This window comes from Rummeliibacillus pycnus (genome assembly GCF_002884495.1).
Taxonomy (GTDB): domain Bacteria; phylum Bacillota; class Bacilli; order Bacillales_A; family Planococcaceae; genus Rummeliibacillus; species Rummeliibacillus pycnus.
Window position 1 is genome coordinate 3668161 of record NZ_KZ614145.1, and the last position, 14168, is coordinate 3682328.

A 14168-nucleotide genomic window follows, 5' to 3' on the forward strand; every position below is an offset into this window, starting at 1 on the left:
TCGAATTAAGTAATTACTGAATTGATGAAAGGAAGGTTTTACTGTTCATGGGAACATTTAATGATACGCTATTACGCGCAGCACGAGGTGAAAGGACAGCCTATACACCAGTTTGGTATATGCGACAAGCAGGTCGTTCGCAACCTGAGTATCGTAAGATTAAAGAAAAGTATTCATTAGAAGAGATTACACATCAACCTGAGTTGTGTGCATATGTTACACATTTACCAGTACAAAACTATGGTGTAGATGCTGCCATATTATATAAAGATATCGTAACACCTTTGCCTGGTATGGGAATTGACGTTAAAATCAAGGGCGGTATAGGTCCAGTCATTTCGAATCCGATTCGCTCAGCAAAGGATGTAAAAAATCTAAGGGAATTTAACCCAGAAGAACATGTTCCTTACGTACTTGATACGATCAAGCTTTTAACAGAAGAACAATTAGATGTACCTCTTATCGGCTTTGCAGGTGCACCTTTTACACTAGCAAGTTATATGATTGAAGGTGGTCCTTCTAAAAACTATGCATTAACAAAATCATTTATGGTATCACAACCTGAGGCTTGGTTTGTCTTAATGGATAAACTAGGGGATATGATTATTACAGATTTAAAAGCTCAAATAAAAGCTGGTGCAAAAGCGTTCCAGATTTTCGACTCTTGGGTAGGGGCGCTAAGTCAACGAGACTATAACATTTTTATCAAACCTGTTATGGCACGTATTTTTGATGAGTTAAAAGGTGAAGGTGTACCTATGATATTATTTGGTGTTGGTGCAAGCCATTTAGCATTAGATTGGCAGGAACTACCTGTTGATGTCGTTGGGTTAGACTGGCGTTTACCTATCAATAAGGCTCGTGCAATGGGTATAACAAAGCCAGTTCAAGGTAATTTGGATCCGACACTATTACTGGCTGATTGGTCAATTTTAGAAACACGTACAAAAGAAATTATTGATCAAGGATTAGAAGTTCCTGGTCATATTTTCAATTTAGGTCATGGCGTCTTCCCATCTGTAGATCCAGATGTTTTAAAACGATTGACAGCATTAATACATGAATATAGTGCACAAAAAATAAAAGCGCATTCATAAAATTTTTTTGAGGTGACAGGATTAATGAAAAAACAAATAGGATTATTAGTTATGGCATATGGTACGCCTAAAACTGAGGAAGATTTAATTCCATACTATACACATATTCGCCACGGACATCGTCCAAGTGATGAACATATCGAAGACTTACGTAGACGTTATCAAGCAATTGGAGGCATTTCACCACTTGCTGAAACAACAGAAAAGCAAGCAAAAGCATTAGAAGCACGTCTAAACGAAGTACAAGATCAAGTGGAATATAAAGTATACATTGGGTTAAAACACATTGCACCATTTATCGAAGACGCTGTAGAACAAATGCACAAAGATGGCATTACTGAAGCAGTATCACTTGTTTTAGCACCACATTTTTCTTCATTTTCAACGAAATCTTATAATACACGTGCAACAGAAAAAGCATCTGAACTTGGTAACTTAACCATTCATACAATTGATAGCTGGTATAAAGAAGAGAAATTTCTTCAATATTGGACAGAAAAGATTAATGCAGAATTTGCAGCTATGTCTGATGAAGAACGTGAAACTGCATGTCTAATCGTTTGTGCACATTCACTGCCAGAGAAGATTATTGCCATGGGAGACCCATATGCAGATCAATTACACGAAACAGCTGAAATTCTTCAACAACGAACAGGTGTAAAAAACATGGAATTCGGCTGGCAATCTGCTGGGCAAACAAAAGATCCTTGGCTTGGACCAGATGTTCAAGATTTAACACGTGACCTTTTTAACAAGAAAGGATACCGTTCATTTGTTTACACACCAGTAGGATTCGTAGCAGAACATTTAGAAGTACTTTATGATAATGATTATGAATGCAAAACAGTATGTGAAGAATTAGGTGCAAAATACCATCGTCCTAAAATGCCAAATGACAATCCTTTGTTCATAGATGCTTTGGCTGATGTAGTACAAAAAGCTTTAGCCCACGCCTAATAGAAAGTGATGATTGATGTGACTGAACAAAAGCGAAGGGTTGCCGTTATCGGTGGAGGGATTACGGGCTTAACAGCTGCGTTCTATTTGCAACAACAGGCAAAGAATCAGAAACTACCACTTGAAATTGTCTTGATCGAAGCTTCTCACAGATTAGGTGGCAAAATACAAACATTGCGAAAAGACAATTTTATCATTGAGAGAGGTCCAGACTCTTTTCTTGACCAAGAGCAAGTTATTGAAGAATTAGCAAAGCAACTTGGGTTGGAAGATCAACTTATAAGCGATGTACCTGGTAAAACATATGTGGCTGTTAACAAGCAACTTTCTCCAATCCCTGAAGGTTCCATTTTAGGTATACCTACAAAAATGATTTCCTTTGCTAAATCGGATATTATTTCTTGGAGTGGTAAAGTAAGGGCTACTTGTGATTTGTTATTACCACCGTCAAATGTAAAAGATCAATCACTAGGAGGGTTTTTACGCAAGAGATTTGGAGAAGAGGTTGTTGAAAACTTAATCGAACCTGTTGTATCTGGTACCTATTCAGGTGATATCGATCAATTAAGCTTACATGAAACACTTCCAAATTTAGCCGAAGCCTGTCTAAAGTATCGTAGTGTGATCAGAGGAATTCAAAAGGGAAACTTCCATTTAAAAGAAGGTACACTTAAAAGTACCTTTAAAACATTCGAACATGGGTTAGAAAGTTTAATCTATGCTTTAGAGAAGTCATTAGAAATGGCAATCCTTTATAAAGGTGTTCGAGTAAAAAAAATCTCTAAAATGCAAGATAAAGTCCTGTTATTATTAAACAATCAAAATTCAATTCCTGTGGATGGTGTTATTGTTGCAACTCCCCATCAAGCAGCTTCAAAGCTTTTTGAACATGAGGAATTATTAAATGGCTTGCTCGATATTCCAGCCAATACGATTGCAACTGTATCGATGATTTTTTCACAAAATGCGATAAAGAAGAAATTTGATGGGAATGGATTTGTCGTATCTCGAAATAGTGATTATTCTATTACAGCATGTTCGTTGATTCATAAGAAATGGCCACATGCGATACCAAAAGAATACGTTGTGCTAAAAAGTTATATAGGTCGTTCTGGTGATGAATCCATTGTTGAATTATCGGACAATGAAATTGAAAAAGTAGTGTTACAAGATTTACACAGCACTCTGAAAATTAACGAGAAACCAATAACTACAATTGTATCTAGATTTAAAAAAGCAATGCCACAGTATACAATTGGACATCGTAAAAGGGTAGATCAAGCTAAAAAAGCACTACATGCAGCATATCCAACTGTGCGACTTGCAGGGAATTCTTATGAAGGTATTAGTCTGACTGATTGTATAATTTCAGGGAAAAAAGCAGCAACTGAAGTATTAACCTCTATATTTCAAACAGAACTCTATCTCTAGTATGAGATGGAGTTTTTCTATTAAGGACATACCCAGAAGGAAAAATGAAATCAAATTGTTCACATCCTGCCCAACTGTACTTCATTAATATTTCACAAATTCAAAGTAAAATAAGGAAAAGGGGTGATGCTTGTGAGAGGACAAAAATTTTGGATTATCTGTTTTTTGAGTTTAGCCATTATTTTAGGAGTCGGAGGATGTGGGAAAATTGTTTACCCATCCATTCCGAAGAATCAGGATTTTATCGCTTCAGTTAATATACAAGCATCTACTATCAATTTTATAAACGAACAAGGAAAAGTTTTTACAACTTGGAAGCTCGATCAAGCATATACGGGTGCTACTTTGATTGACCAGCAGCAAATCTTGTTGTATGGGTTTCAATTAAAAAAAGCAACAGTTTATAATCTGACAACTGGTAAGCAGGTTTTTACCATAGATACTGGAATAGGCATTACAAATGGGATCTATGATAAAGTACACAAACAAATCTATTTAGCAAATGGAAAAACCAATGATATAACTGCTTATAATGAGGAAGGAAAGCAAACTTCAAAGCAAAAAGTAGGAAATTATCCTATGGCAATGATGGTTCATGGTGGACAGCTCTTTGTAGTAAATTACAAAGATACTAAGCTTTCCATATTACAAACAAAGAGTTTAAAGTTACGAAAGGAATGGCCTATACAAAAGTCATCTAATGGCATGGTTATAGTCAAGGATCAACTTTGGATTGGTGGTCACGGCGAGGGGATAAAACCAAATTCAACGGTTAGTATTTATCATTTAGAATCCGGAAAGAAAGTATCACAGATAAAATTACCGATGATGCCAGTGGGCTTTGTAAAAGGAACTAATCGTGTTTATGTTATTAGTCACGGGGATAGTGTACTTTCTGAAGTAACCTTTGATGGAAAAGTTAGACGTGAACTAGAGGTTGGTGCTAATCCGTTTACTGTGAATCTATTTAAATCCTTTGTGGCAGTTGCTGGTTATGATGACCATTGTGTGTATTTTTTACGAAAAGGAAAGATCGCGAAGACAATTCAAGTTGGCAAAGGGCCATTTCAATTGCTTGTAAGGGAGGCAGATCAATGACAACGATACTTATTGTAGATGATGAACAAGATATGAGAAATCTGATTAATGTCATGTTACGTCAATCAGGATTTCAAACACTCCAAGCAAATAGTGGATACGAAGCACTAAAAGTTGTAACTGAGCATCCTATAGATTTAATAATATTAGATATTATGATGCCACATATAAATGGATTCGAAGTATGTACGGAGATTAGAAGAACGTCAAATGTGCCTATAATTTTCTTAACAGCAAGGGATGCAAATGAAGATAAAGTTAAAGGGTTAACAATTGGTGCTGATGATTACGTGGTAAAACCTTTTACAGCAAATGAACTGGTAGCACGTATCCAAGCTATACTTAGGAGATCAGGCAGTGATGTAATAGAAGTTAAAAATAAACTACTTGTAAAGGATTTGGTTGAGTTAGATGAAGTTTCTCGTAAAGTGTGTGTATCCGGTAAATTAGTCCCACTAACTTTAAAAGAGTTTGAATTATTGCATTTATTTATGAACAATGAAAATGTGGTATATACAAGGGAACAGTTATTAGAAACGATTTGGGGTTTACATTATGGTGGGGGGACTAGAACAGTAGATACCCATATTAAAACATTAAGATTAAAACTAGGTCCAGAAGCCGGTCAATTTATACACACTGTTTGGGGATTAGGATATCGCTTTGAGGTTGTAAAATGACGAAATTATCCACAAGAATATGGCTAGTTATTGTAGCCTTTTTGGCTATTACAGTGTTATTTATGTATTTTCTTACAAATTTCCTTTATGAAGGACTATATGTAAAGGATGCTGAAAATTCAATGGTTGAAATTGGAGAGAAATTGTCAACCATGTATAGTGGAGGAAAAGTAACTGATGATTTTATCAACCAAATTGACCACTATAACTCCTATTCCAATTTTAATGTATTTGCAGTTCGAAATCCTAGAGAGTTAAGTGCTTGCGTACCATTTGATATAGATTATGATGCTTTGATCGGTTCAGATGAAAGAGAGCAACTTTTAAACGGGAAAACGATCACAAAAAAAGGATATGAGAAGCGTTTTGATCGCCAATTGATATCTGCTATTATCCCCTTAACTGATCATCATCGATTAGAAGGAATTATCTATATTTATTATCCACTTGCTAAAATAACAGAAATGGCTTCAAAAGAAGTCTTCGTTTTATTAGGTAGTGCAGTCATTTTCATATTTTTAATGGGCTTTGGCGTATATAAAGGCATCAAACATATGATGAAACCATTAAATGAATTGCAAAATGCGGCAGAAAAAATGGCAGAAGGTGATTATGAAACTCGAGTGAATGTGAACTCTAAAGATGAGATTGGCCGTTTAGCCCAAACATTTAATAAAATGGCCAATTCAATTCAACAAGAGGATGAAATACAAAAGATATTTTTAGCTACGGTTTCCCATGAGCTAAGAACACCTATTAGTTATGTCAAGGGATATGGTGAAGCATTGGAACATGGTTATATTGAAGCATCACAAAGACAAGAAACTCTAGCGCTAATTGTTCGTGAAGCTAATCGCTTGGAAAAATTGACGAACGAACTCTTGCAACTATCGAGAGCTGCAAACCAAAAAGAAATTGTTCCTTTGTATCCTTTACCACTCGCTGAAACAATACGAGAAGTAGTGCGTATAATCGAACAGCAGGCAAAACAAAAGGCAATATCAATAGTTATAGATATTGACGAAGAAATTATTATTAATGCAGATGAAGAAAAAGTACAACAAATATTAATCAATTTATTAGAAAATGCCCTCCGTTATTCAGAAGAGAATACTCAGATTATGATCAGTGCAAAAAAAGAAGGGGAATTCGCTAATATTACGATAAAAGACCATGGTATTGGTATTCCAGAAGAAGATTTACCTCATATTGCCGAACGATTTTATCGAGTCAATAAAGCACGTAGCAGAAGTGATGGTGGTAGTGGGTTGGGACTATCAATTGTTGATCAACTTGTAAAATATCTTAAAGGAACTTGGCGTGTTACTAGCGAATTAGGTAATGGAACTGTTGTAACGATACAAATACCATTAATAGAGGAGTTTTGAACATGAAGAAATTGTTAATTAGTCTAGCGGTAATTGCAGGTGTACTTACGGGGTGTAACAATGCAAATACTGCAAAAACAGATGATTCAACCTCTCATAATGAAGGAACTTTAGATGAAGTAAAAGTAGATATTCAAACACCTGAAAAAGTAGAAGTAGGAAAAGATGTAGATTTAGTTGCACATCTTACACAAGGTGGGAAGAATGTCGATGATGCAGATGAAGTGAAATTTGAAGTATGGGAATCAGGGAATCGTGACAAAGGTCAAATGCTAGAAGGAAAATTGGATAAGGATGGCATCTATAAAGCTACAACGAAATTTAATCATGATGGAGTTTACTATATGTACGCACACACCACAGCACATGGATTACACGCAATGCCTAAAAAGAAAATTGTTGTTGGAAATCCAGATATGAAAAAAGTAAAAGAAGATCAAGATGATGGAAGTATGGAAGGAATGGACATGAATAATTCTTCTGCAGACGATCATTAATTTTTAAGAAAATAACTTGAAAATAAATAGGATAAAGTGTAAAATAAATGACCAGATGACCGAAAGTGTTCTCTGGTCATTTTTGTGGGAAGAAAGTAGGTGAGAAACAAGATGGATAGGAGACAAGAAATTCTAGAAGCAGCTTCCAAATCCTTTTCTCTTTTTGGATATAAAGCAACGACAATGGACCAAGTGGCGAAAATTGCAAATGTCGGGAAAGGTACAATTTATACTTTTTTTGCGAATAAAGAAATACTTTTTCAAGAAATTGTCGTTAAAATGATATCGGAAATGAAATTGACAGCTGAAGAAGAGATTGTACCGGATCGTCCATTTCAAGAAAATGCACATAATGTTTTAATGAAAATATTGCAATTTAGAGAAGTTCATCAACTCTATGCAAAATTGGTAGAAGAAGAAAAAGAACTTCGAACACCTACAGTTAAAATGATGTTAGTTCGTATAGAAAAAGAAATTGTTTCATATATTGCTGAGAAAATAGATATTGCAATCGATAAGAAAGAATTGCGCCCTTGTGATTCTGAACTGGTGGCATATTTATTATTTAAAGCATATATTGGTTTTGTAGCTGACTGGGGTGCAACGCATGATTCGGAATTATCGGAAGAGAGGATTGCGTTTTTGTTTCGAGATACTATTTTCAGAGGTCTCTTACCGTGAGACTCTTTTTTTGCAAGAAAATGACCGTATGAGAGAAATGGTCAATTAGTTTTTAGGAGGCGTGATTCGTGATTAAAGCAGAATGGAGTAAGATTTTTCATTCTAGAAAAGTTCTGGTTGCTATAATTGCCGTGTTATTTGTCCCAGTACTGTATGCAGGTATGTTTCTTTGGGCATTTTGGGATCCCTATGCCCACTTAGAAGACTTGCCAGTAGCCATCGTTAATAATGATGAAGGTGCTAAAATTGATGGCAAAGAAGAACAACTAGGGAAAGACCTAGTCGAAAATTTAGTGGATAGTAAGAAGTTTAAGTTTACTGAAACTTCACAAACCCAAGGGAGTAATGGTTTAAAAAATCGAGATTACTATTTGGAAATTGTTATTCCAAAAGATTTCTCAAAAAATGCAGGGTCCATTTTAGAAGATAATCCTGAACAAATGAAAATAATTTATAAACCGAATGAAGGTTACAACTTCTTAGGTGGTCAAATTGGTAATTCTGCATTGGAATTAGTCCGTAAAGAAGTAAACAAACAAGTTTCAGCAACTTATGCCAAAACATTATTTGCTAATATAAAGAAAATGGGCAACGGTTTTGGAGATGCAGCTGATGGAGCTGGTCAATTAGAAAAAGGTGTTGGAAAACTTGATAAAGGTGCCAATCAATTGAATGATGGTATCCAGTCTGCTAAAGACGGTGCCACAAAATTAGCTGATGGTACTAAGTCCGCAGCAACTGGATCAAACGATTTAAAAAATGGGATAGATTCAGCAGCAAATGGTGCTAGTCAAATAAATAATGGTACTAAATCTGCAGTAAATGGATCCAATCAACTGAATAATGGTATTGTTTCAGCAAAAGATGGATCAACTAAATTACAAACTGGATCATCTGATTTGAAAAAAGGAACAGAAACTTTAGTTTCTGGATTAGAAGGAAACACTTCTAATATCAATGCTTTAAATAATGGCGCACAAAAAATAAACACTGGTGTGGGTACATTAAGCACAGGTTTATCACAATTAGCACCTGGTGCGCGTAATGTGTCAGCTGGTGTTTCACAACTTGTTACGGGTTTAGGTGAAATGCCTGCACAAATTTCTTCATTACAAACAGGAGTAGCAACTCTTAATAATGGTGCATCAAACTTAACAAAAGGAACAGAATCACTTGCAGCAGGAACAAAACAATTAATTGCTCAAATAAAAGCAATGAATCTACCTGAAGATCAAGAAAATGCGTTACTTGCAACAGCTACTACAATTGATACAGGTGCGTCTAATGTCAATGCAGGTGCAGCAAAATTAAGTGAAGGTACAACACAACTGAATAACAGTGTTGCAGGAATTAAAGCACCTACAACAAAAGATTTAACAGCATTAAAACAAGGTGCTGCTCAAGTTTCAGCTGGTCTAGATAAGATGAACAAATCTGTTAGTAGTGAACTAGCTCCTGGAACCAAACAACTAGCAGCTGGTACAAATAAGCTTGCTTCTAATTGGAGCTCTTCTATTGAAGGTGCAAAAAAATTGGATGCTGGAGCGGGTAATCTTAATAAAGGTCTTTCCTCACTTAATAATGGACTTGGTCAATTGCAAACAGGATCTGGAAAGTTAGTAAGTGGTTTAGGAACATTAAGTAATGGAACAGAGTCACTTGTGAATGGTATGGGCCAATTACAAACAGGATCAGGACAGTTAGCAACTGGCTTAGGAACATTAAGTAATGGAACGCAATCATTAGTAAGTGGTGCACTAAAACTCGCAGATGGTTCGCAACAACTTGCAGACGGTACATCTAAATTGAAAAATGGGGCAGGTACATTACAATCAAAACTTGCCGATGCACATAAGGAAGCTTCAAGTGTCAATGCAACTCAAAAAACATATGATATGGTTGGTGAACCAGTTGATGTTGAAAAACAAGAAATCAACAAAGTACCAAACTATGGTACCGGTTTTGCACCTTACTTTATCTCACTTGGCTTATTTGTTGGAGCATTATTGATTTCAATTGTGTTCCCATTAGTAGAACCAGCGATTAAACCTAAAAACGGTTTCTCATGGTTTACAAGTAAGACTGTTGTATTGGCAGTAGTTGGTTTCATTCAATCCTTAATTGTGGTAGCAATTGCTTTATTTGGTTTGAAAATTGAAATTGCCAATGTCGGAGCGTTTATGTTAATGGCATTGATCACTAGTTATGTATTTTTAGCGTTAGTTCAAATGCTTGTTACAGTATTAGGAGACCCAGGACGTTTCTTAGCCATTATTGTCCTAATTCTTCAATTAACAACAAGTGCTGGTACATTCCCATTAGAATTAGTACCAAAAGCATTGCATGTATTCAATACAATTTTACCGATGACCTATTCAGTACAAGGTTTTAAAGCTGCTATTTCAACTGGAGACATGGGCTTCTTTGGATTTAATATGGGAATCTTATTGTTATTCATGGTTGTTTTCTTGGCGATTACATGTGGATTTTTTGCTCTACTATTTGCGAAACGTCACTCAAAAGAAGCAGCTGCAGAGTAGGGAAAATAAATTAGCATATTAATTTGAGATCGGATATTCTTCTGGTCGTTGGCTGTAGATAAACTCAAGAAATTTTGAGTTTGTCTACAGCCTTTTCTTTTAGATAAATAAACCGTTGATTTTCATTGCGTGTGGCGCTTCCTGCGGGGTCTCATCTAGTCCGTTTTCCCACAGGACATTGAATGAACTTCACTGAATGAACATCGCACGAAGAAAATGCGAATGCATTTTCGAGGACTCTACGCTAATTCCACTTCAACTAAGATGGTTACACAAGATCTTTATCATAAAAATCAAGCTATTTTTACTTTTTCAGTGCATTTAAAAACCCAAAATGGATTTATGAATTTGATTCAAGTTGATTGAATTTGGCCCCTAAAAAAACAAAGTTACTTGACATAATTTAATAACTAAAATATAGTAAGTTACGAAAAGTAAGTTAAATGAAAAGGGGAATTGCCATGAGGTATCATGAGAAACCAAATATGTATGTGAAACATGTTGAAATAAAAGTAGCAGATTTAGATCGTTCTATAAAATATTATACAGAGATAATAGGATTTCAAATTTTACAGCAAACAGCAGACCGTGTAGTTTTTACAACTGATGGGCAATCAAGCATTTTATCAATTGTCCAACCAGAAGGTGCGTATCAATCTCCACAAAAAACAACAGGTCTATATCATTTTGCGATTCTACTACCAAGTCGTAAAGACCTAGCTAATATTATTAGACATCTGCAACAAAGAGGCATCTATTTTGGAGCATCGGATCATGATGTAAGTGAAGCACTCTATCTACGTGACCCTGACAACAATGGTATTGAAATTTATGCGGATCGAATACCAGAAGAGTGGACTTGGACAGGTGACCAAGTTTATATGAAAACAGAACCATTAGATTTTAAGGATTTAATGCAAAATGCACAAGGTGAATGGAATGGACTTCCCGCTAAAACGGTTATGGGGCATATTCATTTGCATGTAGCAAATCTAGAAAAAGCGAAAGAATTTTATACGGCTCTAGGTTATCGAGTAGTGTTACGATACGGTGGAAAGGCGTTATTTATTTCTACAGGTGATTACCACCATCATATTGGATTAAATACATGGAATGGCGAAGATGCACCTCAACCTGCTAGTAACCAAGTTGGTTTACAAAGCTTTACTGTGCAATTAGATGAAAGTGATGAGACTATTATGAAACGATTAGCTTTTATTGGTGCACCGGTTGAACAAATAGAAAATGGTTTTATAACAGTTGATCCATCTGGTAATCGTATAATTGTAGAAAAATAGGGGGCGGAATACGGTGGAATTTGGCGTATACACATTAGCTGATATTGGCCCAAATCCATACAATGGGCAAACCATATCGGCAAAGAAAAGAATTCAAGAAGTAATAGCAGCAGCAAAATTAGCTGATGAGTTAGGGCTGCAAATATTTGGTGTTGGAGAGCATCATCGTTTAGATTATGCGGTTTCCTCTGTGCCAGTTATGTTAAGTGCCATTGCTCAACAAACAAAGAATATTCATCTAACAAGTACTACAACAGTATTAAGTACAGTTGATCCTGTTCGATTATATGAAGATTTTGCTACACTTGATTTGTTATCAGATGGACGTGCTGAAATAATTGCAGGTAGAGGGGCATTTATCGAATCTTTTCCATTATTCGGTTACAATTTAGAACAATACAATGAGCTATTTGAAGAACATCTGGAACTTTGGCAAAGATTAAATAAGGAAGAACGACTAAGTTGGCAAGGTCATTTACGAGCATCGCTTCAAAATGCAGAAATTTCTCCTCGAGCAACAAAGGAAATTCCAACATGGATTGGTGTTGGTGGGACACCAGAAAGTGCAATGAGAGCTGGACGATTTGGTACGGGGTTAGCACTTGCAATACTTGGTGGAAATCCACATTACTTTGTTCCGTTGGTAGAAGCATATAAACGTGAATTTATCGCGGCAGGACATCCAAAAGAGAAGTATAAAGTAGCTGTGACTGGACATGGTTACTTTACAGAGGATGGTCATCAAGCGCGGAAAGAATTTTATGCTTACTATAAAAACTATTGGGGATATGTCAATAAACAACGAGGTATGTCTTTTCATTTGAATCGAGAAAGTTTTGAAAAAATGACAGGACCGAATACAGCATTATTTGTAGGAAGTCCAGATGAAGTTGTTGAAAAGATATTGAAGCAGCATGAATTATTTGGCCATACTAGATTTTTAGCGCAGTTAGATATTGGTGGACAACCATTTGAAACAGTTACACACTCTATGGAACTATTAGCAACGAAAATTATGCCTCAAGTCAATCAATATATCAAAGGTTAATAAATAAAAAAGCGTAAAGAGAGGTTCAGGCTCTTTACGCTTTTTTCGTAAGCAATTTACTTATAAGTTCATCTTTTGTGGTTCAGACAAAAGACAAAGGAGTGAGTTGCTAAATGGTGTTGGGAAATCATTTAGCTTTTAATTATAAAAAACTAGTAAAAGATTAAAGAGAGTTACAATGTTCGCAAGTATTTGTATAACACTCGCTTTGTTCTTCAATTTTTTCGCCACATTCTACACAGTGTTTATCAGGTAAGTTCTTGAAAAATTCAATAACGTTTTCTAACATTGAAAATCGCCTCCTTATCAATACTGTTATATTACTGTTTTGTTATTATGTATTGTATTATAACACAGATATTTATGTCAATACAAAAATTAAAAATTAAGTTAAAATAATTGAAGACAATATATTAGGAGTGACAGGCATGTATTTTATTGATAACAAAGGAATTAATGATCCACGTATAAACCTAGCTATAGAGGAATATGCACTAAAAACAATGGATGTTGAAAAAGATTCATTTTTATTGTTTTATATTAATCAGCCTTCCATTATTATTGGAAGAAACCAAAATACAATAGAAGAAATTAATACTGACTATGTGGAAGAAAATGATATTATCGTTGTGCGCCGATTATCTGGCGGTGGAGCTGTGTATCATGATCTTGGCAATTTAAACTTTAGCTTTTTGACAAAGGATGACGGTGAATCCTTCCAAAACTTTAAAAAGTTCACGCAACCTGTAGTTGATGCTATGAAAAAATTAGGGATTAATTCCGAATTATCTGGTCGAAATGATATCCTGGCTGAAGGACGTAAAATTTCTGGGAATGCAATGTTCTCAACCAAAGGGCGTATGTTCAGTCATGGAACACTGATGTATAATTGCGATATTGATGCTGTTGTATCGGCTTTAAAAGTTAAAAAAGAAAAAATTGAGTCAAAAGGGATAAAATCCGTACGTTCTCGTGTTGCGAATATTGCTGATTTCATGGAAAATCCTATTTCAATCGAAGAATTCAGAATGGAAATATTAAAATCCATTTTTGGTGGCGAGGAAAACATTCAATATTATGATTTAACCGAAGAAGATTGGAAAAATATTTATAAGCTATCCGAAGAACGCTATCAAAAATGGGATTGGAACTATGGTCAATCACCGAAGTTTAATATTCAACGTACAAAAAAATTCCCTTCTGGATTTATCGATTTGCGTTTAGAAGTAAATAAAGGAATTATGCAAGAAGTCCATATTTTTGGTGATTTCTTTGGTGTTGGAGAAATGGAAGATATCGAAAATGTGCTTCGTGGGAAGAAATATGAACCGCATACAATTTCAGATGCACTAGAAGAGATTGATATCCCAACTTACTTTGGTGGCGTTTCTAAAGAAGAATTTGTAAAACTAATTTATTAATCGTTCTATTAATATGGACTAAAAGATGGAGG

The 14168-nt window shown here is 35.3% G+C and carries 13 protein-coding genes; 12 read left to right on the forward strand and 1 reads right to left on the reverse strand.

From position 1 onward, the window contains the following. Positions 1–47: 47 nt before the first annotated feature. The 11 genes from hemE (at position 48) to CEF14_RS18000 (ending at position 12715) form a co-directional block, all read left to right on the forward strand. Positions 48–1097 carry a uroporphyrinogen decarboxylase gene (gene hemE, locus CEF14_RS17950; protein ID WP_102694081.1) on the forward strand — a complete coding sequence of 350 codons (1050 nt, stop codon included), beginning with the start codon at positions 48–50 and terminating at the stop codon, positions 1095–1097. A 24-nt stretch (positions 1098–1121) separates the two neighbouring features. Further along, entirely contained in the window at positions 1122–2054 is a 933-nt protein-coding gene (hemH, locus tag CEF14_RS17955) for a ferrochelatase (protein ID WP_102694082.1), read from the forward strand. Between the two features lie 9 nt (positions 2055–2063). Then, entirely contained in the window at positions 2064–3485 is a 1422-nt protein-coding gene (gene hemY / locus CEF14_RS17960; protein ID WP_102694083.1) for a protoporphyrinogen oxidase, read from the forward strand. A gap of 132 nt (positions 3486–3617) precedes the next feature. Further along, positions 3618–4583 carry a YncE family protein gene (locus tag CEF14_RS17965; RefSeq protein WP_146013894.1) on the forward strand — a complete coding sequence of 322 codons (966 nt, stop codon included), beginning with the start codon at positions 3618–3620 and terminating at the stop codon, positions 4581–4583. Then, on the forward strand, positions 4580–5263 hold the full coding sequence (locus CEF14_RS17970) for a response regulator transcription factor (RefSeq protein ID WP_102694085.1): 684 nt from the start codon (positions 4580–4582) through the stop codon (positions 5261–5263). Before CEF14_RS17965 ends, CEF14_RS17970 begins: the two co-directional genes overlap by 4 nt. Beyond that, positions 5260–6651: a sensor histidine kinase gene (locus CEF14_RS17975; protein WP_102694086.1), complete on the forward strand. Its 1392-nt coding sequence runs from the start codon at positions 5260–5262 to the stop codon at positions 6649–6651. The genes CEF14_RS17970 and CEF14_RS17975 overlap by 4 nt, the downstream gene beginning before the upstream one ends. A 2-nt stretch (positions 6652–6653) precedes the next feature. After that, positions 6654–7148, forward strand: a complete 495-nt coding sequence (locus CEF14_RS17980) for a FixH family protein (RefSeq protein ID WP_102694087.1) — start codon at positions 6654–6656, stop codon at positions 7146–7148. 111 nt (positions 7149–7259) lie between these two features. Continuing rightward, positions 7260–7829, forward strand: a complete 570-nt coding sequence (locus tag CEF14_RS17985) for a TetR/AcrR family transcriptional regulator (protein WP_102694088.1) — start codon at positions 7260–7262, stop codon at positions 7827–7829. A gap of 68 nt (positions 7830–7897) precedes the next feature. Further along, positions 7898–10369: a YhgE/Pip domain-containing protein gene (locus CEF14_RS17990; RefSeq protein WP_102694089.1), complete on the forward strand. Its 2472-nt coding sequence runs from the start codon at positions 7898–7900 to the stop codon at positions 10367–10369. A gap of 461 nt (positions 10370–10830) precedes the next feature. Next, positions 10831–11667 (forward strand): VOC family protein, encoded by an 837-nt coding sequence (locus CEF14_RS17995; RefSeq protein ID WP_102694090.1) that lies wholly within the window; start codon positions 10831–10833, stop codon positions 11665–11667. 13 nt (positions 11668–11680) lie between these two features. Then, positions 11681–12715 carry an LLM class flavin-dependent oxidoreductase gene (locus tag CEF14_RS18000; protein ID WP_102694091.1) on the forward strand — a complete coding sequence of 345 codons (1035 nt, stop codon included), beginning with the start codon at positions 11681–11683 and terminating at the stop codon, positions 12713–12715. 163 nt (positions 12716–12878) lie between these two features. Here the strand turns inward: CEF14_RS18000 and yhfH are convergent, their stop codons facing one another. Further along, positions 12879–13004, reverse strand: coding sequence for a protein YhfH (gene yhfH, locus CEF14_RS18005; protein ID WP_102694092.1), 126 nt, complete (start codon positions 13002–13004; stop codon positions 12879–12881). 139 nt (positions 13005–13143) lie between these two features. On the opposite strand from yhfH, the gene CEF14_RS18010 reads away from it, so the two are divergent. After that, the gene (locus CEF14_RS18010) at positions 13144–14136 is read left to right on the forward strand and encodes a lipoate--protein ligase (protein WP_102694093.1); all 993 of its coding nucleotides are present in this window, start codon (positions 13144–13146) and stop codon (positions 14134–14136) included. Positions 14137–14168 lie beyond the last annotated feature (32 nt).